This is a genomic window from Streptomyces sp. RLA012, from assembly GCF_056270325.1.
The window spans coordinates 8422822-8448004 of the sequence record NZ_JBWDPA010000002.1 but is presented as its reverse complement, the minus strand read 5'-3'; the positions used below and the strand labels follow the sequence as shown (position 1 = coordinate 8448004).

Genomic DNA, 25183 nt, shown 5'->3' with positions numbered 1-25183 from the left:
AGGAACGAACGCCGACTCGTACCAGGACCGCTCTGAGGTTGTGCCATGACGGGGGCTCCCCTTTCGATCTTGAACGACCGGGGAAGCCTCCCAACGGCGGGTTACGGCCCATCAGTTACTCGTGTATCCCGAACGTTTCTGCAAGCGCACGCGTGCAGCCCACTGGACGCCCAAGCGGACGACCGGGAACGACTGGGGAGGAAACGCACTGAGGGCCCGCACCCAGTCGGGTGCGGGCCCTCAGTCATGCACTACTGCCCGGCAGTCACGGACGACTGCCTAGCGGTGAGCCGTGTTCAGCTCTGGCCGCCGGCGAGCTTCTCGCGGAGAGCCGCCAGGGCCTCGTCCGATGCCAGGGCGCCGGAGGTGTCGTCCGACTCCGAGGAGTACGAACCACCGCCGCCACCGGAGGCCGCCGGAGCCGCACCGGCGGAGCCGGCACCCTCGGCCTCGGCCTGAGCGTCGGCCTCGCGGGACTTGATGACCTGAGCCTGGTGCTGCTCGAAGCGCGACTGCGCCTCGGCGTACTGGTGCTCCCACGCCTCGCGCTGGGTCTCGTAGCCCTCGAGCCAGTCGTTGGTCTCGGGGTCGAAGCCCTCGGGGTAGATGTAGTTGCCCTGGTCGTCGTACGACGCGGCCATGCCGTACAGGGTCGGGTCGAACTCGACCGAGGCCGGGTCGGCACCGAAGGACTCGTTGGCCTGCTTCAGCGAGAGGCTGATGCGACGGCGTTCGAGGTCGATGTCGATGACCTTGACGAAGATCTCGTCGTTGACCTGGACGACCTGCTCCGGGATCTCCACGTGGCGCTCGGCCAGCTCGGAGATGTGGACCAGACCCTCGATGCCCTCGTCCACGCGGACGAACGCACCGAACGGAACGAGCTTGGTGACCTTACCCGGGACGACCTGACCGATCTGGTGCGTCCGGGCGAACTGCTGCCACGGGTCTTCCTGCGTCGCCTTGAGCGACAGGGAGACGCGCTCGCGGTCCATGTCGACGTCGAGGACCTCGACGGTGACTTCCTGGCCGACCTCGACAACCTCGGAGGGGTGGTCGATGTGCTTCCAGGAGAGCTCGGAGACGTGCACGAGACCGTCGACGCCACCCAGGTCCACGAAGGCACCGAAGTTGACGATCGAGGAGACGACGCCGGAGCGGACCTGACCCTTCTGGAGGGTGGTGAGGAACGTCTGGCGAACCTCGGACTGGGTCTGCTCCAGCCAGGCACGGCGGGACAGGACCACGTTGTTGCGGTTCTTGTCCAGCTCGATGATCTTGGCCTCGAGCTCCTTGCCCACGTAGGGCTGGAGGTCGCGGACTCGACGCATCTCGACGAGAGAAGCCGGCAGGAAGCCACGGAGGCCGATGTCGAGGATGAGACCACCCTTGACGACCTCGATGACGGTACCGGTGACGATGCCGTCCTCTTCCTTGATCTTCTCGATGGTGCCCCAGGCGCGCTCGTACTGGGCGCGCTTCTTCGAGAGGATCAGGCGGCCTTCCTTGTCCTCCTTCTGGAGAACAAGGGCTTCGATCTCGTCACCGACGGCGACGACCTCGTTCGGGTCGACGTCGTGCTTGATCGAGAGCTCGCGGCTCGGGATGACACCTTCGGTCTTGTAACCGATGTCGAGCAGGACCTCGTCCCGGTCGACCTTCACGATGACGCCGTCGACGATGTCGCCGTCGTTGAAGTACTTGATCGTCTCGTCGATCGCGGCGAGGAAGGCTTCCTCGTTACCGATGTCGTTGACCGCAACCTGCGGAGTGGTGGCGGTGGTCTCGGTGCTGCTCGTCATGTGGGAAAGGGCTCCGGTACGGACAGAGAGTCGTAGGTACTGCTTACGCCGGGAGCCCGTTTCGCCCTGTAGAAGCCGGACGGCCAAGGAAGCGCCAATCCGGTGACCCGGAGGCGCCTCGAAAACCGAGGGGACATACATACAGATGCGAGCGCAGCCTGCTACGTCTGAGGAGCGCAGGCCCGCAGCGCAACTTGTAGCATACGGGGGCAGCCGGGCAGGGTCAATGCGCGAAGGCGCACACCCGGGGCGGATCGCCGCATACCCGGCACAAAACCTGTCTCACGAGGCCACGCGGGCCGTACGCAGCCCCTGCCGTGACACGCCCGAGACCAGTTGGACGAGCCCGCAGACTAATACGAGGGAGCCGATCATCCAAGAGCCCGACATCCAAGAACCGGAACGCTCCGAGGTCCGGGAGCCCGAACCCGCAGAGCCGGAGGCGACCCGCCGCGACGCCGACGTCACGGAGAGCTCCCGCGCCAACCGCGGCTGGTGGGACCGGAACGCGGACGACTACCAGACAGAGCACGGCACGTTCCTCGGGGACGACCGTTTCGTGTGGGGCCCCGAGGGCCTCGACGAGGTGGAGGCCGAGCTGCTCGGCCCGCCGGAGGACCTCAAGGGCAAGGACGTCCTGGAGATCGGCGCCGGCGCGGCCCAGTGCTCGCGCTGGCTGGCCGCCCAGGGGGCCCGTCCGGTCGCCCTGGACCTCTCCCACCGCCAGCTCCAGCACGCGCTGCGCATCGGCGGCCGGGTGCCCCTCGTGGAGGCCGACGCGGGCGCGCTGCCCTTCGCGGACGGCTCCTTCGACCTCGCGTGCTCGGCGTACGGGGCGCTGCCGTTCGTCGCCGACCCGGTGCGCGTCCTGAAGGAGGTGCACCGGGTGCTGCGCCCCGGCGGCCGCTTCGTCTTCTCCGTGACGCACCCGATCCGCTGGGCGTTCCCGGACGAACCCGGCCCCGAGGGTCTGTCCGTCTCCTCCTCCTACTTCGACCGCACTCCCTACGTCGAGCAGGACGAGGAGGGTCACGCGGTCTACGTCGAGCACCACAGGACGGTCGGCGACCGGGTGCGGGACGTGGTGGCCGGGGGCTTCCGGCTGCTCGACCTGGTCGAACCGGAGTGGCCCGCCTGGAACACCCAGGAGTGGGGCGGCTGGTCCCCGCTGCGCGGGAACCTGATCCCCGGCACGGCGATCTTCGTATGCGTACGAGACTGAACGGGTGATCCGTTACGAGTCCCTGGACGCGCTGCCCGTACGCGGCGCCCTGCCCGCCCTGAACGACGCCCTGGAGGGCGGCGGCGCCGCCGTGCTCGTGGCGCCGCCCGGGACCGGCAAGACGACCCTCGTGCCGCTGGCGCTCGCCGGACTCCTGGACGGCGCGGGGCCGGGGTCCGGGGTCGTGGTCGCCGAGCCGCGCCGGATCGCCGCCCGGGCCGCCGCCCGGCGGATGGCGTGGCTGCTCGGCGAGAAGGTCGGCGAGAGCGTCGGGTACACCGTGCGCGGGGAGCGGGTGGTGGGGCCACGCACCCGCGTGGAGGTCGTCACGACGGGAGTGCTCCTCCAGAGGCTCCAGCGGGACCAGGAGCTCGCGGGCGTCGACGTGGTGGTGCTCGACGAGTGCCACGAACGTCATCTGGACGCCGACACGGTCGCCGCGTTCCTCCTGGACGTCCGCGCCGCGCTCCGCCCCGAGCTGCGGCTCGTGGCCGCGTCCGCGACGACGGACGCCGCGGGCTGGGCGCGGCTGCTCGGCGACGCGCCCGTCGTCGCGGCGGAGGGCGTGTCGTACCCCGTGGAGGTGGAGTGGGCGCCTCCGGCACGGCCGGTGCGGCCGCCGCACGGCATGCGCGTCGACCCGGCACTGCTGACGCATGTCGCGTCGGTGGTGCGGCGGGCGCTCGCGGAGTGCGAGGGGGACGTCCTCTGCTTCCTCCCCGGGGTCGGGGAGATCGCGCGGGTGGCGGGCGGGCTGGGAGATCTGGGCGGCCGGGTCGACGTGCTCCAGGTGCACGGGCGGGCGCCCGCCGCCGTGCAGGACGCGGTGCTGTCACCGGGGACCGGCGCCCGACGCCGGGTGGTCCTGGCGACCTCCGTCGCGGAGTCGTCGCTGACGGTTCCGGGGGTACGGGTGGTCGTCGACTCCGGGCTGGCGCGGGAACCCCGGGTGGACCACGCACGCGGGCTGAGCGCGCTGACGACGGTACGGGCCTCGCAGGCAGCCGGGCGGCAGCGGGCGGGGCGGGCCGGACGTGAGGCGCCTGGGCGGGTGTACCGCTGCTGGACGGAGGCCGAGGACGCCCGTCTGCCGCGTTTCCCGGCCCCGGAGATCAAGGTGGCCGACCTGACGGCGTTCGCCCTGCAGACGGCCTGCTGGGGCGATCCGGAGGCCACCGGGCTGGCGCTGCTGGACCCGCCGCCGGGCGGGGCGATGGCGGCGGCGCGTGCAGTCCTGACGGCGGTGGGTGCCGTGGACCCTGCCGGCCGGGCCACGGAACGGGGTGTGCGCATGTCCCGGCTGGGTCTGCACCCCCGGCTCGCCCGGGCGCTGCTGGACGCGGCCCCCGTGGTGGGCGCGGACCGGGCCGCCGAAGTGGTCGCCCTGCTGAGCGAGGAACCGCCGCGGGAGTACGGCGACGACCTCGCGTCCGCCTGGCGGGCCGCCCGGCGCGGCGGCGACCCCTACGCCGCCCGCTGGCACACCGAGGCCCGACGCCTCCGCTCCGCGTCGACAGGACGTTCCCGCCCCCACGCCCAGGACGGCGCCCCCGGCGGTGGGCCCGAAGGTGGTCCTCGGCCGTCCGGCGGGGGCGACGATCGCGTGGCCGGGCTGGTGGCCGCGCTGGCGTTCCCCGAGCGGCTGGCCCGCGCACAGGGCGGCTCCTGCCTCATGCTCAACGGCACCCGTGCCGACCTCGGCGACGGCTCGGTCCTGCGCGGCGCGCCCTGGCTGGCGGTCGCCGTGGCCGACCGGCCCGTCGGTGCCGGGCACGCGCGCGTGCGGCTCGCCGCGGTGGTCGACGAGGACACGGCGCGGCGGGCCGCGGCACCTCTGTACAGCGAGGACGACGAGGTCCACTGGGCCGACGGCGATGTCGTCGCCCGGCGGGTCGAGCGGCTCGGGGCCGTGGAGCTGGCGGTGCGTCCGCTCAGGAACGCCGACTCCGGGCTCGTACGGGAGGCGTTGCTCGAAGGGCTGCGGGAGGACGGGCTCGGCCTGTTGCGGTGGTCCCCGGACGCCGAGGGACTGCGGCGGCGGCTCGGGTTCCTGCGGCTGCACCTGGGTGAGCCCTGGCCCGACGTCTCCGACGACGCCCTGCACGCGCGCGTGCAGGAGTGGCTGGAGCCGGAGCTGAGCCGCGCCCGGCGGCGGGCCGATCTGGCACGGATCGACGCCGGGCAGGCCCTGAACCGCCTGCTGCCCTGGGCCACGGGCGACGCGGCCCGTCTCGACGAGCTCGCGCCCGAGCGGATCGAGGTGCCCAGTGGGTCCAGGATCCGGATCGACTACGGCAACCCGGAGCAGCCGGTGCTCGCCGTCAAGGTGCAGGAGATGTTCGGGCTGGACGAGTCCCCGGCCGTCGCCGGTGTGCCCGTACTCGTCCATCTGCTCTCGCCCGCCGGTCGCCCCGCCGCCGTCACCGCCGACCTCGCCTCCTTCTGGAAGGACGGTTACAAGGCGGTGCGGGCCGAGCTGCGCGGCCGGTACCCCAGGCATCCGTGGCCCGAGGACCCGGCCACCGCCCGGCCGACCCGGCACACGAACGCGCGCCTCAGGCGCTGACCGGCTCCGGTTCCGCCGCCTCGGTGGGGGCCGGGTCCCCGGGGCGGCGGCTGCGTGCCTCCAGGTAGAGGGCGAGGGACAGCAGGGCGGCGCCCAGGAGCAGGAAGCCCCACGGCAGGTACGACGTCAGCAGGAGGACCAGGGTGCGGTTGGACTTCACGAGGGCGACCGTGTGCTTGATGTAGTCCTCGCGCATCTTCACGTGGCCGGCGAACGCGGTCACCTTGTCGCGGTCCCCCAGGAGCGTGCCGCCGCGCAGCTCCTCCTTGTGGATCTCCTCGCCGTAGACGGGTGCTCCGGTGACCGGTTCCACCCAGAACTTGCGGACGGTCGTGTACCAGCGTGTCGTGCCCGTCCTGGCGACCGACTCCGGAGTGATGCCCTGCACGGGCATCACCTTGGGGAACGCGACCTTCGTCCAGGGGATGGTCTGCTCGAAGTAGTACACCTTGACGCCGCGGAAGGTCTGGGTGCCCTTGTAGTGGATGGGGGCCGAGGTGCGGGTCTGCGCGTCGAAGTACTCGTAGTCCCGCTTCTCCGTCTGGAAGGGCCACTTGAACTCGATGCCCTCGCGTGTGACGGGGTCGCCGTCGACCGACTCACCGGTGGCGTGGACGGGGTCCTGGGAGTGCGCGTCGAAGATGTAGCGCTCGGGGAGCTTGGAGACCATCTTCCCGTCGGGCCCCTGGACGTAGGAGAGGGTGTCCCAGACGACGACGTCGCGGCCCGCCGTCCTCTCGATGCGGTCGGAGGCCTCGACGTTGCCCTTCAGGGTCTGTACGACGGTGACCTTGGGGACCTTCTTGGCCTGCATGGTGCCGTAGTCGAGGAGGGTCGCGTCCTTCGCCTCCAGGACCATGTCCTGGTACTGGTTGGCGGGGATCTTGGCCAGCCGCGGGAAGGCGTACCAGCGCAGCAGCGGGGACAGCGCCGCGAAGAACACGGCGAAGGCGAGCAGGATCAGGCTGGCCTTGCGACGCATCTCGGCGTCCCTCCCTGAGCGTTACGGGTGTGCGGGCACGGTCGTCAGCAGCGGCTTGGGCGAGGTCTTGCCGGCCGGCGAGCCCATGGCCGTGATCGTGAGCACCAGGGCGAGTGCCACGGCGAGACCGGTCGCGGCGGCGATGAGGGCGCGCATGCGGGGCCTCCCGGGGACGGAGGATCAAGAACCGATACGTGGACCGATACGTGAACTGATACGTCGTCAGGTCGGGCACCGTAGCAACGGCGGGGCGAAATGAGAACACGTTGCACACACAGACAAGGGCGCCCCTCCGCCCGGAAGCGGAGGGGCGCCCTTGACGCGCGTACGGCCTAGGAGGCGGCCGCGGCGACCGTCAGCTCGACGGTCAGCGTCGCACCGCCCGTGGTGGTGATCCGGAGCAGGAACGTACCGGCCGCGTCGTCCGCGTACAGCTTCGGGAGCTTGAGCGCGCCGTCGGTGTCCGTCGTGAGGTCCGTGAGGGTGCGGATCGCCTTGCCGTCCGCGTCCTTGAAGTACGGACCCTTGTCGTTCGCGGTCGCGTCGTCCGCCGACTTGACGAGCGTCGCGGTGGCCGCGACCTTGCCCGCGACAGCGCCCTTGTAGGTGGCCTTCACCTCGACCTGGTCGGCGAACTCGCCGCCCGGCACACAGGTCAGCGCGGCGTCGCCGGTGCGGGTGAGGGCGTCGGCCTGCCGCGCGGTGACGGTGGCCGTGTAGTCGAGACCGCCCAGGACACGGCCCACCACGAGGGCGCGGACCGTGAAGTCGCCCGCCTTCTCGCCCGCGACGAGTGCGGGCGCGGCGGCCGTGCCCGTGCTGTCGGTGACGACCGTGGCGAAGCTCTCGCCGCCGGTGAAGGTGGCGTCCGTGTCCCCGATGATCATGAACCGCACCCGGACCTTCGGCACGGCCTTGCCCGCCTGGGTCTCCGCCCGCACGGCGACCTTGGTGCCGAAGGCGCTGCCCGCGGTCGCGGTGAGCTTCCCGGTGTTCGCGTCCTCGATGTGGTCCACCGTCTGGGTGGGCGTGGGAGGCGCGGGAGACGCCGGAGGCGTGCTCGGCGAGGACGAACCCGGCGGGGACTGGCCCGTGCCGGGGCTCGTCGAGCCGCCGCCCGGCTTGGGCGTGCCGGGCTTTGTGGTGCTGGGCGCCGAGGTGCTCGGCGTCGACGGCGAGGACGGGGCGGTGCTCGCCCCGGAGCCGTCGTTGCTGCTGTGCGAGGGCACTGTGCCCGTGCCGTCCGGCACCTCGTGGGTGCCCTTGCGGTAGTACTCCAGCCACGACAGGACCGTGTTGAGGTAGGCCGTCGAGTTGTTGTAGTTCAGGATCGCGGCGTTCATCTGCGACTGCACCGACAGGTCGCGGTCGAACCGGCACAGGTAGTGGCCGGCCGCGAGCGCCGCGTCGTAGACGTTGTTGGGGTCCTCCTTGCCGTCGCCGTTGCCGTCCCGGCCCGCCCACTCCCACGTGGAGGGGATGAACTGCATGGGGCCCACCGCGCGGTCGTACGCGGCGTCGCCGTCGTACGCGCCGTTGTCGGTGTCGGCGATCAGCGCGAAGCCGTTGCCGTCCAGTTTGGGGCCGAGGATCGGCGAGTACGTCGTGCCGCTCGCGTCGACGCGGCCGCCACGGGCCTGGCCCGACTCGACCTGGCCGATGGCCGCGAGGAGCTGCCAGGGCAGATTGCAGCCCGGCTTGGACGCGCGCAGGGAGGTCTCGGCCTTCTTGTAGGCATCGAGGACGGTCGCAGGTATGCCGGCCTCGGCCTCGCCCACGGACGTGGGCGCGCCTACGGTCGGGCTCGCCGACGGACTCGGGTTGGGACTGTTCAGCGGCGGCAGGTCGGTGTAGTACGGCGAGTTGCCCGTCGCGCCGCCGCCCTCACCGCCGGTGCTCGCCTCGGGTGAGGACTGGGTACCGGTGGGGGTCTGGCCGCCGAGCTCGTCGCCGACCACTCCCGGGGCCTGGGATGCGGACAGGGCCGCGACCGCGAGCGCGGCCACAGCAGTGGTCGCCGCGCCCTTGCGCAGTCTGCCGAAATGCGCCGCCATTCAGTGAACCCCTCCCATGGACAACCGCCCGCGCTCTGCGCGTTCGCTGGCTCAGTGACCCAGGTGACCCTACGACAACTTCCGTCGCCCGGGCACCCGTTCGCGCCCGGTTTTCACCAGTTGGCCATGTGTGATTGTCCGAGAGAACACCAGCCGCGGGACAGAGCGTTCGAGCGTTTTCAGACGTCCCTCATACTGAGTGCCGGTGATCACCGAGGCCGACAAGTCCGGTCGAAGTCAGCCACAGGGGGACGACTTGCCCTTCACTCTCAGCCACGCGGCAGCCGTACTGCCCGCCGTACGCGGCGACGGAAGCGGACGCGGACGACTGGTGCCCGCGGCCCTCGTGGCCGGTTCGCTCTCTCCCGACATGACCTATTACGCGGCGAGCGTGCTCCCCGGAGCGATGGAGTTCGGCGAGTTCACGCACTCGTTCACCGCCGTCCTCACCTTCGACGTGCTCGTCTCCTGGGCACTCGTGGGCGCCTGGCTGGTGCTGCGCGAGCCGCTGGTGGCGCTGCTGCCACGGGCCCTGCAGGGCCGTCCCGCGGGGCTGCTGCGCTGCGGGACACCTCGCCGGCCTGTGCGTCCGTCGTCTGCGCTGTGGTGGTACGTCTCGGCGGTACTCGGCGGGCTGACGCATGTCGTGTGGGACGCGTTCACGCACCACGACCGGTGGGGGGTACGGCTGTTTCCCGTCCTGGGGCGGAGCGTCGACGGCATGCCGGTGTTCACCTACGCGCAGTACGGCAGTTCGGTGGTCGGGGCCGTCGTGATCGTGGCCTTCGTGGTCGTCGCGCTGCGCCGGGCACCCTCCGTCGAGCCGGTGGGGGTACCAGCACTGGCGCGTTCCGACCGGTGGCTCGCGGCCGCCGTCCTCGGCTGCTGCGCTCTCGTGGGCGCCGTGCAGCGGGCCTCGCGCTGGTGGGCCTACTGGGGTTCCGGCGCGAAGCCGTGGGAGCTGATCCCGGCGCTGTGCTTCGGCGCGGGCGCGGGTCTGGTGCTCGGCCTCGCGCTGTACGCCCTCGGGGTCAGGATGTGGCGTCCGGCTCCGGCTCGTCCCGGCCCGGCACCGGCCCGTACGGAGCCGAACCGTCGGACACCTCGTTGACCTTGTTCTCCGGTGTGGGCCCCTGGACGAGGCCACGCCCCTGGTTGAGGCCGCGGTGGACGGCCTGGGCGAGGCGCTCGATGGTGCGGACCCCGTACGCCATCGTCGGGTTGTCGTGGGAGAGCACGACGATGCGGTACGTGCGGTCGGCGCCCGTGAACGCGCCGACGCTGTGCACCCGCCAGCCATGGGTGGACCGGGGCAGCCAGCCGTTCTTGATGTGCGCCCTGAGACCGGCCGGCATACCGGCGGGGACGCCCCAACGCTGGTCGCTGCGTACCTGGTTCAGCAGCTTCAGACCGTAGGCGCGGCTCGTGAGGAACGAGCGGGCGTCGGTGAGCACGCCCAGCAGCCGCATCTGGTCGGCGGCCGTGGTGCGGGTCAGGCCCCAGTACCCGGCAGGGCCGAGCTCGGTGCGGCGGGTTCCGACGCGGTGCAGGAAGCGGTCCAGGTAGAAGCGGCCCAGGTCGGCCCACAGACGCACGGCGGCGTCGTTGTCCGAAGCGGTGATCATGGGGCGTACGTTGGCGTCCTCCCACTTGGTGAGAGTGCGCCGCAGCTCGTCCGCGCGGCGCAGGGTGCCCTCCATGATCGTGACCTTGGCGACGCTCGCGGAGTCGTACTGGCGCTCGCTCGCGAGGGCGCACGTCAGACCGGTCCTGTCGTCGTGCACCGCCACGGAGACGGTGCCCTGGCGTGACGACAGCGCGGCCCGGATGTCGCGCGACAACCGGGCGGCGAGGTCGGGATTGCGGGTGGAACGGCAGGCTGCGGGCACCTGGGCGGTGCTCGCGCTCGCGGCCACTGCGGGTACCGGCGCGAGCAGCGCGGAGACGACGGCTGTGGCTACGGCCGTACGGCGGTGGACCATGCGTATACCCATGCCCGCATCCTTACGGTCCCCTTGCGCGGGGGGCGTCTTTGCGGGGGCCACGCGGGTGACGGTTCCTTCCGGGGGTTGAGCAGGCCATCCCTCACCCTGCGCTTCCGGCTCACCGGAACGGGGGCTTGCCCTGCGGGCGGCTCGCAAGACACACACCGGGTGCGCCCCGCGGGTGGCACGGGGCCTCTGCCCTGCGGGCGGCCTCCAGAACCGAGAGATGGTGCCACTCGGGCTGAGAGCCGGCCTGAGGGCCGGGGCCGAGGGCTTGGTTCAGACCGAGGGCTTGGCCCAGGCAGCGCTTGCTTCTGCCGGTGGTGCCGGACCGGGCCGGGCCAGCCCGGGGCTGGACTGGGCCGGGGCTAGGTCGGGGCTGGACTGGGCCGGGGCTGTGGTCGTGGCCCGATCCGGCGCTGCTACACCCCGCGCCCCTCGGAGCCCACTCCTACCCCGCAGTCGCCCGACGGCCGGAAGCCACCCCCGGCCGCGCTCCCGGCCGCCGCAGGCCACCCCCAGCCGCCCGATGGAACCGGAGCCCCCTGCACACAGTCGCCCGACCGCCGAAAGCCACCCCCCCAGCCGCCCCACCGCCGGCGGCTAGTGCGCTGCTGACTCCCAGTCCGGGCCCGAGCCGATGGAGACGTCCAGGGGCGCTCGGAGGTGCACGGCGGACGCCATTTCGTGGCGGACCAGTTCCTCCGTCTCCGCGCGCTCCCCGGGGGCGATCTCCAGAACGATTTCGTCGTGGACCTGGAGGAGCATGCGGGACTTGAGACCGGCCTCGCGCAGCGCCCGGTCGACGTTCAGCATGGCCATCTTGACGATGTCCGCCGCCGTGCCCTGGATGGGCGCGTTCAGAGCCATGCGCTCGGCCATCTCACGGCGCTGGCGGTTGTCGCTGTTCAGGTCGGGCAGATAGCGGCGGCGGCCGAAGAGGGTCTCCGTGTACCCCGTGGCGCGGGCCTCGTCCACGACCCGGCGCAGATACTCCCGTACGCCTCCGAAGCGCTCGAAGTACGTGTCCATCAACGCACGCGCCTCGCCCGCGTCGATGTTCAACTGCTGGGACAGACCGAACGCCGACAGCCCGTAGGCAAGGCCGTACGACATCGCCTTGATCTTGCGGCGCATCTCCGCGTCGACCGCCGCACGCTCGACGGAGAACACCTGGGACGCCACCGTCGTGTGCAGGTCCTCGCCCGACGTGAACGCCTCCAACAGGCCCTCGTCCTCGGACAGATGGGCCATCACACGCAGTTCGATCTGGCTGTAGTCCGCGGTCATCAGGGACTCGAAGCCCTCACCGACCACGAAGCCACGGCGGATCGCGCGGCCCTCCTCCGTACGGACCGGGATGTTCTGCAGGTTCGGGTCCACCGACGACAGCCGGCCCGTCGCGGCCACCGTCTGATTGAACGTGGTGTGGATCCGGCCGTCCGCGGCGATCGTCTTGATCAGCCCCTCGACCGTCACCCGCAGCTTGGCCTGCTCACGGTGGCGGAGCATGATGACCGGCAGCTCGTGGTCGGTCTGCGTGGCCAGCCAGGCCAGCGCGTCCGCGTCCGTCGTGTAACCCGTCTTCGTCTTCTTCGTCTTGGGCAGGTCCAGCTCGCCGAAGAAGACTTCCTGGAGCTGCTTGGGCGAGCCGAGGTTGAACTCGTGCCCCACGGAGGCGTGCGCCTCCTTCACCGCCTGCTGCACGGCACCCGCGAACATCTGCTCCATGGCTTCCAGGTGCGCCCGGTCCGCCGCGATGCCGTGCCGCTCCATGCGGGCCAGCAGAGCCGACGTCGGCAGCTCCATGTCACGCAGCAACTCGGCCGCGCCGACCTCCGCCAGCTTCTCCCCGAACGACTCCCCCAGGTCGAGGATCGTGCGGGCCTGCGCCATCAGCGACTCGGCCTCGGCCTGGTCGTCCGCACCGAAGGCCAGCTGACCGTCGGCCGCGGCGGCGGGCCCCAGCTCCCGGCCCAGGTACTCCAGCGACAGCGCGTCCAGCGCGAAGGAGCGACGGCCCGGCTTGACCAGGTAGGCGGCGAGCGCGGTGTCCATGGACACGCCCCCGACCGTCCAGCCGTGCTCGGCGAAGACCCGCATCGCCCCCTTGGCGTTGTGCAGCACCTTGGGCTTCTCGGGGTCGGCGAGCCACTTCGCGAACGCGTTCTCGTCCGCCTCGTCCAGCTGCGAGGGGTCGAACCACGCCGCCGCCCCGCCCGCCGCCGCGAGCGCGACCTCGGCCACCGAGCCCGAACCCAGCGCCCACGTGTCGACGGTCGCCATGCCCAGGACCGCCTCACCGTGCTCGGCGAGCCACGGCTTCAGCTCACCCGCGCCCAGCACCACCCCGTCCAGCTCGACACCCTCGGCGACCGGCGCCGCGGCCTCGGACTCCTCCGCACCCGGGTCGACGGCGAAGAGACGCTCGCGCAGCGACGGGTTACGGATCTCCAGGGTGTCCAGCACCATCACCACCGCCGTACGGTCGTACGCCGCGCGCTCCAGGTCGGTGACCGTCTTCGGGAGCTCCACGTCCTTCACCATCTCCGTGAGACGGCGGTTGAGCTTCACCGCCTCCAGATGGTCACGGAGGTTCTGCCCGGCCTTGCCCTTCACCTCCTCGACGCGCTCGACCAGGTCCGCGAACGAACCGAACTGATTGATCCACTTCGCGGCCGTCTTCTCACCGACCCCCGGGATGCCCGGCAGGTTGTCCGACGGGTCGCCGCGCAGCGCCGCGAAGTCGGGGTACTGCGCCGGCGTCAGCCCGTACTTCTCGACGACCTTCTCCGGAGTGAACCGGGTCAGCTCGGAGACGCCCTTCGTCGGATACAGCACCGTCGTGTGCTCGGACACCAGCTGGAAGGAGTCGCGGTCACCGGTGACGATCAGGACCTCGAAGCCCTCGGCCTCGGCCTGCGTGGCGAGCGTGGCGATGATGTCGTCGGCCTCGAAGCCGTCGACCGCGAACCGCTGCGCGTGCATCGCGTCCAGCAGCTCGCCGATCAGCTCGACCTGCCCCTTGAACTCGTCCGGGGTCTTCGAGCGGTTCGCCTTGTACTCCGTGAACTCCTCGGAGCGCCACGTCTTGCGCGAGACGTCGAACGCCACCGCGAAATGCGTGGGCGCCTCGTCGCGCAGCGTGTTCGCCAGCATCGACGCAAAACCATAGATTGCGTTCGTCGGCTGACCCGTCGCGGTCGTGAAATTCTCCGCGGGCAGCGCGAAGAACGCGCGGTACGCCAGCGAGTGCCCGTCCATGAGCATCAGCCGCGGACGGCCCGTACCTGCGGTTTTCTCGGTCTTCTTCGATGCTGTTTCTGCCACGCCCCCGATCCTGCCACGCCCCACTGACAGTGCGGACCTTCCGGGACCGGCCACAGGCATTGTCAGCGGCGCGTGCGAGGATCGCCGATGTACTTCATACGTGCATGCGAAGGGGGTCACCGATGGCCAGCAAGCCGCCGACAACGGATCCGGCTCAGGACGCGCCGCAGATCGTCGAGCCGAAGCACGCGGCGGCCGGGCTGCCCGCCATCGGACACACCCTGCGCATCGCCCAGCAGCAGATGGGCGTGCGCCGCACCGCGCTCACCCTCCTGCGCGTCAACCAGAAGGACGGCTTCGACTGCCCGGGCTGCGCCTGGCCCGAGCCGGAGCACCGGCACACGGCGGAGTTCTGCGAGAACGGCGCGAAGGCGGTCGCCGAGGAGGCCACCCTGCGCCGGGTCACCCCGGACTTCTTCGCCGCCCACCCGGTCACCGACCTCTTCGGCCGCAGCGGCTACTGGCTGGGCCAGCAGGGCCGCCTCACCCACCCCATGTACCTGCCCGAGGGCGCCGACCACTACGAGCCGGTCTCCTGGGAACGCGCCTTCGACATCGTCGCCGAGGAGCTCGCCGCCCTCGACTCCCCCGACGAGGCCCTCTTCTACACCTCCGGACGCACCAGCAACGAGGCCGCGTTCCTCTACCAGCTGTTCGCCCGCGAGCTCGGCACGAACAACCTGCCGGACTGCTCGAACATGTGCCACGAGTCCTCGGGCTCCGCCCTCTCCGAGACCATCGGCATCGGCAAGGGCAGCGTCCTGCTCGACGACCTCCACAAGGCGGACCTGATCATCGTCGCCGGGCAGAACCCCGGCACGAACCACCCGCGCATGCTCTCCGCGCTGGAGAAGGCCAAGGCCAACGGCGCGAAGATCATCTCCATCAACCCGCTGCCCGAGGCGGGCCTGGAGCGCTTCAAGAACCCCCAGACCCCCCAGGGCATGCTCAAGGGCGCCGCCCTCACCGACCTGTTCCTGCAGATCCGCCTCGGCGGCGACCAGGCCCTCTTCCGCCTCCTCAACAAGCTGATCCTCGACACCGAGGGCGCCGTCGACGAGGAGTTCATCGCCGAGCACACCCACGGGTACGAGGAGTTCGCGGCCACCGCCCGCGCCGCCGACTGGGACGAGACCCTCACCGCCACCGGCCTGGAGCGCGCCGAGATCGACGAGGCCCTCCGCATGGTCCTCGCCTCGAAGCGCACCATCGTCTGCTGGGCCATGGGCCTCACCCAGCACAAGCACTCCGTGCCCACGATCCGCGAAGTCGTCAACTTCCTGCTCCTGCGCGGCAACATCGGCCGCCCCGGCGCCGGCGTCTGCCCGGTCCGCGGCCACTCGAACGTCCAGGGCGACCGCACCATGGGCATCTTCGAACGCCCCGCCCCGGCCTTCCTGGACGCCCTGGAGAGGGAGTTCGGCTTCGCCCCGCCGCGCGAACACGGCTACGACGTCGTCCGGGCCATCCGCGCCCTGCGCGACGGCGACGCCAAGGTCTTCTTCGCCATGGGCGGCAACTTCGTGTCCGCCTCCCCCGACACCGAGGTGACCGAGGCCGCCATGCGCCGGGCCCGCCTCACCGTCCACGTCTCGACCAAGCTCAACCGCTCCCATGTGATCACCGGCGCCCGCGCCCTCATCCTGCCCACCCTCGGCCGCACCGAGCGCGACCTTCAGGGAAGTGGCGAACAGTTCGTGACCGTCGAGGACTCCATGGGCATGGTCCACGCCTCACGCGGCCGCCTGGAGCCCGCGAGCACACACCTGCTGTCCGAGCCGGCCATCGTCGCCCGCCTCGCCCGCCGCGTCCTCGGCAAAGCCTCCCGCACCCCCTGGGAGGAGTTCGAGAAGGACTACGCGACGATCCGCGACCGCATCGCGCGCGTGATCCCCGGCTTCGAGGACTTCAACGCACGCGTCACCGATTCTGCCGGTCGCCCTGCGGGCTTCGCCCTCCCGCACGCCCCCCGCGACGAACGCCGCTTCCCCACCACCACCGGCAAGGCCAACTTCACCGCCGCGCCCGTCGAATACCCCAAGCTCCCCGAAGGCCGCCTGCTCCTGCAGACACTCCGCTCGCACGACCAGTACAACACCACCATCTACGGCCTCGACGACCGCTACCGGGGCATCAAGAACGGCCGCCGGGTCGTCCTCGTCAACCCCGAGGACGCCCACGCACTGAAGATCACCGACGGCTCGTACGTCGACCTCGTCGGCGAATGGCAGGACGGTGTGGAGCGCCGCGCGCCCGGCTTCCGCGTCGTGCACTACCCGACCGCCCGCGGCTGCGCCGCCGCCTACTACCCGGAGACCAACGTCCTCGTCCCGCTCGACGCCACCGCCGACACCAGCAACACCCCGGCCAGCAAGTCCGTCGTGGTCCGTCTGGAACAATCGACAACCGACTGAGCGTTTGCTCAGCCAGTCAGCCAGAGAGATCGACGACGATCGGAGCCGGGCCCCATGGGCGAGCAGAGCCACGTGAAGTTCCCACAAGAGATCATCGACGAGTACGCCTCGCTCGGCGTCGACCTGCCCGCCCTCTTCTCCGCGGGCCACCTCGGCACCCGTATGGGCGTGCAGATCGTCGAGGCCTCCCCCGACCGCGTCGTCGGCACCATGCCCGTGGAGGGCAACACCCAGCCGTACGGCCTCCTGCACGGCGGCGCCTCCGCCGTCCTCGCCGAGACCCTCGGCTCCGTCGGCGCCATGCTGCACGGCGGCAGCTCCAAGATCGCCGTCGGCGTCGACCTCAACTGCACCCACCACCGCGGCGCCCGCTCCGGCCTCGTCACCGGCGTGGCCACCCCCGTGCACCGCGGGCGCACGACGGCGACGTACGAGATCGTCATCACCGACGAGAACGACAAGCGCGTCTGCACCGCCCGCCTCACCTGCCTCCTGCGCGACGCGCCCCCCTCCGACACCCCCCACACACGCCCCCAGCCCTGACACCCGCCCCCGCGACGAGCTCCCTCCCAGCCCGCCCCCGGCAGCCGCGTACGGCGGACCGGGGGCGTCTGCACAGATACCCCCGCGCACCGACGGCCGACGGACAGCGGCCGGCAACACACCCCGACTTCGCGGGACTTCACGCCCGGATCACACCTCATGCACCCCTTACCGCGCACGCAGGGACAACTCACAGGATCACGTGGGTATTTCCGTGGCCGAGCGTTCCGGACTCCCCCTCGACACCCAGTTCCCTTTTCTCGACGTAACGCTGTGTAACACGCACGCAATACAGCATCAGAGTTTCATCTTCGACCACTTGTACGGCCACGATCTCTCCGCACTCCTCCACGCGACCTGCGACGGCGCCCGCCCCGCACCCTCGCCCACGCACAACCGGAAGTGCAGATTCTCAACATGTGGACGACGAAGAATTTCCGCCAAATCGGCCGAGAGCACCCTCCTCCGAAGCTCCCCAACCGGAACGGCATAACAAGAAAGTCACAAGCCAGCCTACGGCGATGCCCGGGCCCACAGACAGGCTTAGAGTCACGGCCAGTCACCGCGCCGCCGGGCGCGTCTGCAGCACGGCTCGGTATCACCCAGTACGGCCCGGCGAGACACACGGCAGCTCAGCAGGGCTGCTGCGCCAGGGAGAGGATTCAACGTGCGACAGCGTTCTTTGGTCATACTCACCTCCGTGCTCACCACCGGAGCACTCACGCTGACCGCCTGCGGTTCGCGTGATGACAGCGGGGACAAGAGCAGCAGCAGCAAGACCGAGATCATCATCGGCGTTGACGCTCCGCTGACCGGTCAGAACTCCGCCACCGGCCTCGGCATCCAGGGCGGTGTGCAGATCGCCGTCGACGACGCCAACAAGAACAACACCGTTCCCGGCGTGACCTTCAAGGTCCAGCCGTTCGACGACAAGGCGATCCCGGCCAGCGGCCAGCAGAACGCCACCGCCCTCGTCAACAACGAGAAGGTCCTCGGCGTCGTCGGCCCGTTGAACTCCGGTGTCGCCACGCAGATGCAGCAGGTCTTCGCGACCGCCAACCTGGTCGAGATCTCGCCGTCCAACACGGCGCCCGAACTGACCCAGGGCAAGAACTGGCAGACGTCGAAGTCGCGTCCCTTCAAGACGTACTTCCGCACCGCCACCACCGACGCCCTGCAGGGCGGCTTCGCGGCCGAGTACGCGTCCACCACGCTCAAGAAGAAGAACGTCTTCGTCGTCGACGACAAGCAGACCTACGGCGCGGGCCTGGCCAAGCTCTTCAAGGCCGGCTTCGTCAGCAACGGCGGCAAGGTCGCGGGCGAGGACCACGTCAACACCGGCGACACCGACTTCTCGGCCCTCGTCACCAAGATCCAGAAGTCCAAGGCCGACCTGGTCTACTACGGCGGCCAGTACGACGAGTCGGAGAAGCTGACCAAGCAGCTCAAGGACGGCGGCGTCAAGATTCCGCTGTTCGGCGGTGACGGCATGTTCAGCGACACCTACATCTCGACCGCCGGCAAGACCTCGGAGGGCGACCTGGTCACCTCCGTGGGCGCGCCCGTCGACTCCCTGCCCTCCGCCGCGGACTTCATCAAGAAGTACAAGGCCTCCGGCCTCAAGGGCGACTACGGCACCTACGGCGGCTACTCCTACGACGCCGCCACCGCCATCATCAAGGCGATCGGCAACGTCGTGAAGGACGGCAAGATCCCCGACGGCGCCCGCGCCAAGATCGTGGACGAGGTCCAGAAGACGAAGTTCGAAGGCATCGCCGGCCCCGTCTCCTTCGACGAGTTCGGCGACACCACCAACAAGCAGCTCACCGTCTACCAGGTCGTGGACGGCAAGTGGAAGGCCGTGAAGAGCGGTACGTTCAACGGCTGATCCGATCCGAACCCAGCCGAACCCCAGCCGAAGCCGGCCGGGATCAGCTGATCCGATCCGCCGCTAGCTAAACCCCAGGGCCGCGCGGCCACGACCACACGTCACCGCGCGGCCCGCCTCATATCCCCCCGTTCACACTCCCCACCCACATGGAGGCCATGCGGTGAACACCCTGCCGCAGCAGCTGGCCAACGGGCTGTTCCTCGGCTCGATGTACGGGCTGATCGCCATCGGCTACACGATGGTGTACGGCATCGTCCAGCTCATCAACTTCGCCCACGGCGAGATCTTCATGACCGGAGGCTTCGGCGCGCTCACGGTCTACCTGTACGTCCTGCCCGACGGCACATCCATGTGGATAGCCCTCCCAGCGATGCTCATCGGCGGTGGCCTGGTCGCCGTACTCATCGCCGTCGGGGCGGAACGGTTCGCCTATCGACCTCTGCGCGGCGCGCCACGCCTGGCACCCCTCATCACCGCCATCGGCCTCTCACTCGCCCTCCAGCAGGCCGTCTTCAACTGGTACCCGGACGCCAAGACCGACCGCAACTTCCCCCAACTCGACTTCGGGCCCTGGAAGATCGGCGACGTCAGCGTCCAGAGCGGCTCCGTCTTCGTCATCATCGCCGCCCCCCTCTGCATGGCGGCCCTCGCCATCTTCGTCCGCATGTCCCGCACCGGCCGCGCCATGCAGGCCACCGCCCAGGACCCGGACACCGCCCAGCTCATGGGCATCGACACCAACCGCATCATCGTGATCGCCTTCGCCATCGGCGGCTTCTTCGCCGCCGTCGCCGCCGTCGCCTACGGCCTGCGCTACGGCACCGTCAAATACGACATGGGCTTCCAGATGGGCCTCAAGGCCTTCACCGCCGCCGTCCTCGGCGGCATCGGCAACATCTACGGCGCGATGATCGGCGGCCTCGTCCTCGGCCTCGCCGAAACCATGGCCACCTCCTACATCGACGGCATCCCCGGCATGCAGCAGCTCGGCGGCGGCGGCTGGTCCTCCGTCTGGGCCTTCGTCCTCCTCATCCTCGTACTGCTGTTCAGACCACAGGGTCTGGTCGGCGAACGCGTCGCGGACAGGGCGTGACCACCATGGCAACCACCGAGAACACCACGGCACCCGAGACCACCACGGACACCCCCCGCGGCCTCGTCGCACTCCCCCAGAACGCCGCCCGCGCCCTCATCGCCGTCGGCGCCGTCGCCACCATCGCCAGCACCTTCATGTCCTGGACCTACACGTCCGACTTCCCCGGGGACCTCACCTACTACGGCTCCCCGGCCGGACTGCAGATCCTCGACCTCGTCGCCGGCGCGATCACCCTGCTCTTCGCACTCACCCTCTTCGGCATCCGCGGCCTGCGCTGGCTCAACCCGGCAGGCGCCACCGCGCCCGTCGTCCTCGCCGCCGCCTCCGCGTTCGCCGTCAGCTGGTTCAGCGCCATCGCCATCGCGGTCGACCTCAAGGGCCTCGTCGCCCTCGACCCCGGCGCCTACATCGCCGCCATCGGCTCCCTCATCGCCCTCATCGGCACCCTCGCCCTCCCCAGCCCGGGCAACACCTTCAAGGACTGGGTCAGCAAGCCCGAGCGCATCCCCGCCGCCGCCGAGCTCCCCGGCTGGGGCGAACGCCTCGTCATCACCGGCGCCACCGCCCTCGCGCTCACCGTCTTCACCTACGGCATCGGCGTCGACCCCGACGCCAGCGAAACCTTCATCGGCTACCTGCTGCTCGTCATCTTCGGCACCTGGGCACTCCAGGCCGCCGGACTCTTCGACCGGTTCGCCACCCTCAACGCCCGCCACAAGGGATTCGCCACCTCCATGGCGTTCCTCGCCGCGGCGATCTTCCCCTTCGTCGAGAACAACGAGCACAACGCCAACCTCGGCGTGAACATCCTCGTCGTCGCCACCGTCGCCCTCGGCCTCAACATCGTCGTCGGCCTCACCGGACTCCTCGACCTCGGATACGTCGCCTTCCTCGGCGTCGGCGCCTACGCGGCCGCCCTCGTCTCCGGCTCCGAGTTCTCCCGCTTCGCCGGCGTCCAGTTCCCCTTCTGGGCCGCCATGCTCACCGGCATGGCCGCGTCGCTCGTCTTCGGCGTCCTCATCGGCGCCCCCACCCTGCGACTGCGCGGCGACTACCTCGCCATCGTCACCCTCGGCTTCGGAGAGATCTTCCGCATCAGCGTCAACAACCTCGACGGCTCCTCCGGACCCAACATCACCAACGGCCCCAACGGCATCTCGATGATCCCCGACCTCAACATCTTCGGGTTCAACCTCGGCAACGCGCACGACATCGGCTCGATCACCCTCGGCCGCTTCGCGAACTACTTCCTGCTGATGCTGATCATCACCGGCATCGTTGTCGTCGTCTTCAACCGCGCCGCCGACTCCCGCATCGGCCGCTCCTGGATCGCCATCCGCGAGGACGAGACCGCCGCCACCGCCATGGGCATCAACGGCTTCCGCGTCAAGCTCATCGCCTTCGCCCTCGGCGCCTCCCTCGCCGGCCTCGCCGGCACCGTCAGCGCCCACGTCGGCTACAGCGTCAACCCGGCCCCGTACCAGTTCGCCGGCTCCGTACCCCCGAACTCCGCCTTCCTGCTCGCCGCGGTCGTCCTCGGCGGCATGGGCACGGTCAACGGACCCATCCTCGGCGCCACCCTGCTCTACCTCCTCCCCGAGAAGCTCAGCTTCCTCAAGGAGTACCAGCTCTTCGCCTTCGGCATCGCACTCGTCGTCCTCATGCGCTTCCGCCCCGAAGGCATCATCGCCAACCGCCGCCGCCAACTCGAATTCCACGAGAGCGACGACACCCTCGACATCCCCGATCAAGGCCTGCCCGACTCCACCGTCGGCGTCACCAAGGCAGGGGCGTGACCCACATGACCACCACCACGGCCACCAGCCCCGTCCTCGAAGCCACCGGCGTCACCATGCGCTTCGGCGGCCTCACCGCCGTACGCAACGTCGACCTCACCGTCAACACCGGTGAAATCGTCGGCCTCATCGGCCCCAACGGCGCCGGCAAGACCACCTTCTTCAACTGCCTCACCGGCCTCTACGTGCCGACCGAGGGCAAGGTCTCCTACAAGGGCACCGTCCTCCCGCCCAAGCCCCACCTCGTCACCAGCGCCGGCATCGCCCGCACCTTCCAGAACATCCGGCTCTTCGCCAACATGACCGTCCTGGAAAACGTGCTCGTCGGCCGCCACACCAGGACCAAGGAGGGCCTCTGGTCCGCCCTCCTGCGCGGCCCCGGCTTCCGCAAGGCAGAAGCCACCTCCCGCGAACGCGCCATGGAACTGCTGGAGTTCATCGGCCTCGACCACAAGGCCGACCACCTCTCCCGCAACCTCCCCTACGGCGAACAGCGCAAGCTCGAAATCGCCCGCGCCATGGCGAGCGAGCCCGGACTGCTGCTGCTCGACGAACCGACCGCCGGCATGAACCCCCAGGAAACCCGGGCGACCGAAGACCTCGTCTTCGCCATCCGCGACCGGGGCATCGCCGTCCTCGTCATCGAGCACGACATGCGCTTCATCTTCAACCTGTCCGACCGCGTCGCCTGCCTCGTCCAGGGCGAGAAGCTCGTCGAAGGCACCTCCGAGGTCGTCCAGGGCGACGAACGCGTCATCGCCGCCTACCTCGGCACCCCCTTCGAGGGCGCACCCGGCGCGGAGGAACTCGCCGAGGTCGAAGCCGCCGAGGCGGCGGACGCCGCGGAGACTCCCGAACCCGCGGAAGCCCCCGAGGCCACCGACACTCCTGAGGCCGTCGAAACTCCTGACGCCGTCGAAACTCCTGAGGACGCCGTGAACGACGCCGCCACGGAGAGCACCACCAGCAAGGAAGGAAACGCCCAGTGACCGCACTGCTGGAGGTCGAAGACCTCAAGGTCGCCTACGGCAAGATCGAAGCCGTCAAGGGCATCTCCTTCTCCGTCGAAGCCGGCCAGATCGTCACCCTCATCGGCACCAACGGCGCCGGCAAGACCACCACCCTGCGCACCCTCTCCGGGCTCCTCAAGCCCACCTCGGGCCGCATCACCTTCGACGGCAATCCCCTCAGCGGCATCCCCGCCCACAAGATCGTCTCCCTGGGCCTCGCCCACTCCCCCGAGGGACGCCACATCTTCCCCCGGCTGACGATCACCGAGAACCTCCAGCTCGGCGCCTTCCTGCGGACCGACAAGGCAGGCATCGAGAAGGACATCCAGCGCGCCTACGACCTCTTCCCCATCCTCGGGGAACGCCGCAAGCAGGCCGCCGGAACCCTCTCCGGCGGCGAGCAGCAGATGCTCGCCATGGGCCGCGCCCTCATGTCCCAGCCCAAGCTGCTCATGCTCGACGAGCCCTCCATGGGCCTCTCGCCGATCATGATGCAGAAGATCATGGCCACCATCGCCGAACTCAAGGCCGGCGGCACGACCATCCTCCTCGTCGAGCAGAACGCCCAGGCGGCGCTCTCCCTCGCCGACCAGGGACACGTCATGGAAGTCGGCAACATCGTGCTCTCCGGCTCCGGGCAGGACCTCCTGCACGACGAGTCCGTCCGGAAGGCGTACCTGGGCGAGGACTGACTCCCTCCCTCAGACGTACGAAGAGGCCCACGCCCCTGGCCGGGGGTGCGGGCCTCTTCGTATGTACCGGACTCTGATCGTCCCTGCTCAGTCCTTCGAGGACTTCTTCTCCTGGGCGTCCACGATGACCGCCTCGGCGACCTGCTGCATGGACATACGCCGGTCCATGGACGTCTTCTGGATCCACCGGAAGGCGGCCGGCTCCGTCAGGCCGTACTCCGTCTGCAGCACGGACTTGGCCCGGTCCACCAGCTTGCGGGTCTCCAGCCGCTGGCTGAGGTCCGCGACCTCCTTCTCCAGCTGCTTCAGCTCCGTGAACCGCGACACGGCCATCTCGATCGCCGGCACCACGTCACTCTTACTGAAGGGCTTCACCAGGTACGCCATCGCGCCGGCGTCGCGGGCACGCTCGACGAGGTCGCGCTGCGAGAAGGCGGTGAGCATCAGCACGGGGGCGATACCCTCCTCCGCGATCTTCTCGGCCGCGGAGATGCCGTCCAGCTTGGGCATCTTCACGTCGAGGATCACCAGGTCCGGCTTGTGCTCACGGGCCAGCTCCACGGCCTGCTCCCCGTCCCCCGCCTCGCCCACGACGGCGTAGCCCTCTTCTTCGAGCATCTCTTTGAGGTCGAGACGGATCAACGCCTCGTCCTCGGCGATGACGACACGGGTCGTCAGCGGAGGCACGTGCGACTTGTCGTCGTCGGCGACGGGCTGGGGCGACTCGGGGGCGGTCACGGGGGCTCCTCGTTCAGGGCGGGGTACTGCTGACAAGAGCCTACCCAGCTGCGGTATGGTGGTGTCACGGCGGGTGACCGCTGACCTTCGTTTCGAAGGGGCCCCGGTAGCCCAGCGGTAGAGGCCATGGATTCAAAACCCATACAGCGTCGGTTCGAATCCGACTCGGGGCACTTTTCCTTGGATTCCAAGGTCACCACAAAAAAGCGGATGTTCCCATTCTCGTGAACATCCGCTTTTTGCTGCGCACGGTCACGATCAGTCGCGCAGAGTGGCCACATGTACGACATGGGCACACGCAAGCGAGCTCTGACACTCGTCACTCAGGGGCGCAGCCTGAACTCCGTGAGCAAAGAGACCGGGGTCTCCAGGTCAGCGATCCGTAGCTGGCAATCACGTATCGACCCGTTACCGCGCATGCGGCGCACGCCGTGCCCAAGATGCGGTCCAGCGACTGAGCCACCCTCCGACACGGCGGCCTACAGCTACCTCTTGGGGCTCTACCTCGGTGACGGCTGTATCAGCCCCGGCATGCGAGCGGGCTACGTTCTCCGCATCGCATGCGCCAACACTTGGCCAGGCCTCATCGAAGCTTGCGCTGTCGCCATCGAAGCGATCAACCCCGGCAAGAAGTCGAACCGGGTCCAAGCAGTCGGGTACGTCTCGGTCGTCGGATACAGCCAGCACTGGCCCTGCCTCTTCCCCCAGCACGGCCCCGGCAAGAAGCACGACCGCCCGATCATCCTCGAACCCTGGCAACAGGAAATCGTCGACGCCCACCCGTGGGAATTCATCCGCGGGCTCATCCACTCCGACGGCTGCCGCATCACCAACTGGACCGAGAAGGTCATCGGCGGCGAGCGCAAGCGCTACGAGTACCCCCGGTATTTCTTCTCCAACAAGTCCGACGACATCCGGAAGCTCTTCACCGACGCCCTCGACGGGGTGGGCGTCGAGTGGACGACACTGGCGCGCGGCAGCGACCCGTTCAACATCTCCGTCGCCCGCCGTGCCTCCGTCGCCCTCATGGACGCCCACGTGGGCCCCAAGTACTGACCCCAA

At 69.8% G+C, this 25183-nt stretch carries 19 protein-coding genes and 1 tRNA gene; 12 read left to right on the top strand and 8 right to left on the bottom strand.

Features of this window, described 5'->3' with window-relative positions; all coding sequences use genetic code 11:
* Positions 1-296 precede the first annotated feature (296 nt).
* On the bottom strand, positions 297-1802 hold the full coding sequence (gene rpsA / locus RV986_RS38725; protein ID WP_475921845.1) for a 30S ribosomal protein S1: 1506 nt from the start codon (positions 1800-1802) through the stop codon (positions 297-299).
* A gap of 226 nt (positions 1803-2028) precedes the next feature.
* On the opposite strand from rpsA, the gene RV986_RS38720 reads away from it, so the two are divergent.
* Together RV986_RS38720 and hrpB are read left to right on the top strand one after the other, a co-directional pair.
* A complete protein-coding gene (locus RV986_RS38720; RefSeq protein ID WP_475921844.1) occupies positions 2029-3024 on the top strand; it encodes a class I SAM-dependent methyltransferase in 996 nt (331 codons plus the stop codon).
* Between the two features lie 4 nt (positions 3025-3028).
* Positions 3029-5590 (top strand): ATP-dependent helicase HrpB, encoded by a 2562-nt coding sequence (gene hrpB / locus RV986_RS38715; protein WP_475921843.1) that lies wholly within the window; start codon positions 3029-3031, stop codon positions 5588-5590.
* On the opposite strand, the gene pgfA is transcribed toward hrpB, so the two are convergent.
* The 3 genes from pgfA to RV986_RS38700 all read right to left on the bottom strand — a co-directional run bounded on the left by pgfA (position 5580) and on the right by RV986_RS38700 (position 8626).
* Complete coding sequence (pgfA, locus tag RV986_RS38710) at positions 5580-6572, bottom strand: cell envelope lipid trafficking protein PgfA (protein WP_475921842.1); 993 nt, start codon at positions 6570-6572, stop codon at positions 5580-5582. The two genes, hrpB and pgfA, sit on opposite strands and share 11 nt — an antisense overlap.
* A gap of 21 nt (positions 6573-6593) precedes the next feature.
* Positions 6594-6728: an SPW_0924 family protein gene (locus tag RV986_RS38705; protein WP_362519077.1), complete on the bottom strand. Its 135-nt coding sequence runs from the start codon at positions 6726-6728 to the stop codon at positions 6594-6596.
* A 176-nt stretch (positions 6729-6904) separates the two neighbouring features.
* Positions 6905-8626 (bottom strand): lytic transglycosylase domain-containing protein, encoded by a 1722-nt coding sequence (locus tag RV986_RS38700; protein WP_475921841.1) that lies wholly within the window; start codon positions 8624-8626, stop codon positions 6905-6907.
* 256 nt (positions 8627-8882) lie between these two features.
* On the opposite strand from RV986_RS38700, the gene RV986_RS38695 reads away from it, so the two are divergent.
* Positions 8883-9737, top strand: a complete 855-nt coding sequence (locus tag RV986_RS38695; protein WP_475921840.1) for a DUF4184 family protein — start codon at positions 8883-8885, stop codon at positions 9735-9737.
* On the opposite strand, the gene RV986_RS38690 is transcribed toward RV986_RS38695, so the two are convergent.
* On the bottom strand, positions 9658-10620 hold the full coding sequence (locus RV986_RS38690; protein ID WP_475921839.1) for a serine hydrolase: 963 nt from the start codon (positions 10618-10620) through the stop codon (positions 9658-9660). The two genes, RV986_RS38695 and RV986_RS38690, sit on opposite strands and share 80 nt — an antisense overlap.
* Positions 10621-11214: 594 nt before the next feature.
* Positions 11215-13941, bottom strand: a complete 2727-nt coding sequence (gene polA, locus RV986_RS38685) for a DNA polymerase I (protein WP_475921838.1) — start codon at positions 13939-13941, stop codon at positions 11215-11217.
* 122 nt (positions 13942-14063) lie between these two features.
* On the opposite strand from polA, the gene RV986_RS38680 reads away from it, so the two are divergent.
* Together RV986_RS38680 and RV986_RS38675 are read left to right on the top strand one after the other, a co-directional pair.
* Complete coding sequence (locus tag RV986_RS38680; protein WP_475921837.1) at positions 14064-16355, top strand: FdhF/YdeP family oxidoreductase; 2292 nt, start codon at positions 14064-14066, stop codon at positions 16353-16355.
* 54 nt (positions 16356-16409) lie between these two features.
* Positions 16410-16898, top strand: coding sequence for a PaaI family thioesterase (locus RV986_RS38675; RefSeq protein ID WP_475921836.1), 489 nt, complete (start codon positions 16410-16412; stop codon positions 16896-16898).
* Positions 16899-17088: 190 nt separating this feature from the next.
* Here RV986_RS38675 and RV986_RS38670 read toward each other — a convergent pair whose 3' ends face one another.
* Entirely contained in the window at positions 17089-17229 is a 141-nt protein-coding gene (locus tag RV986_RS38670) for a hypothetical protein (RefSeq protein ID WP_475921835.1), read from the bottom strand.
* A 336-nt stretch (positions 17230-17565) separates the two neighbouring features.
* Here RV986_RS38670 and RV986_RS38665 point away from each other — a divergent pair, with 336 nt between their 5' ends.
* The 5 genes from RV986_RS38665 to RV986_RS38645 all read left to right on the top strand — a co-directional run bounded on the left by RV986_RS38665 (position 17566) and on the right by RV986_RS38645 (position 23383).
* On the top strand, positions 17566-18786 hold the full coding sequence (locus RV986_RS38665) for a branched-chain amino acid ABC transporter substrate-binding protein (protein ID WP_475921834.1): 1221 nt from the start codon (positions 17566-17568) through the stop codon (positions 18784-18786).
* Between the two features lie 163 nt (positions 18787-18949).
* A complete protein-coding gene (locus RV986_RS38660; RefSeq protein WP_475921833.1) occupies positions 18950-19882 on the top strand; it encodes a branched-chain amino acid ABC transporter permease in 933 nt (310 codons plus the stop codon).
* A 5-nt stretch (positions 19883-19887) separates the two neighbouring features.
* Positions 19888-21681: a branched-chain amino acid ABC transporter permease gene (locus tag RV986_RS38655; protein ID WP_475924586.1), complete on the top strand. Its 1794-nt coding sequence runs from the start codon at positions 19888-19890 to the stop codon at positions 21679-21681.
* Positions 21678-22670, top strand: coding sequence for an ABC transporter ATP-binding protein (locus tag RV986_RS38650; protein ID WP_475921832.1), 993 nt, complete (start codon positions 21678-21680; stop codon positions 22668-22670). Before RV986_RS38655 ends, RV986_RS38650 begins: the two co-directional genes overlap by 4 nt.
* Positions 22667-23383, top strand: coding sequence for an ABC transporter ATP-binding protein (locus RV986_RS38645; RefSeq protein WP_475921831.1), 717 nt, complete (start codon positions 22667-22669; stop codon positions 23381-23383). Before RV986_RS38650 ends, RV986_RS38645 begins: the two co-directional genes overlap by 4 nt.
* Positions 23384-23470: 87 nt before the next feature.
* On the opposite strand, the gene RV986_RS38640 is transcribed toward RV986_RS38645, so the two are convergent.
* On the bottom strand, positions 23471-24121 hold the full coding sequence (locus tag RV986_RS38640; RefSeq protein ID WP_475921830.1) for an ANTAR domain-containing response regulator: 651 nt from the start codon (positions 24119-24121) through the stop codon (positions 23471-23473).
* A 100-nt stretch (positions 24122-24221) separates the two neighbouring features.
* Here RV986_RS38640 and RV986_RS38635 point away from each other — a divergent pair.
* Together RV986_RS38635 and RV986_RS38630 are read left to right on the top strand one after the other, a co-directional pair.
* Positions 24222-24294, top strand: a tRNA-Leu gene (locus RV986_RS38635).
* Positions 24295-24400: 106 nt separating this feature from the next.
* Complete coding sequence (locus tag RV986_RS38630) at positions 24401-25177, top strand: transcriptional regulator (RefSeq protein WP_475921829.1); 777 nt, start codon at positions 24401-24403, stop codon at positions 25175-25177.
* Positions 25178-25183 lie beyond the last annotated feature (6 nt).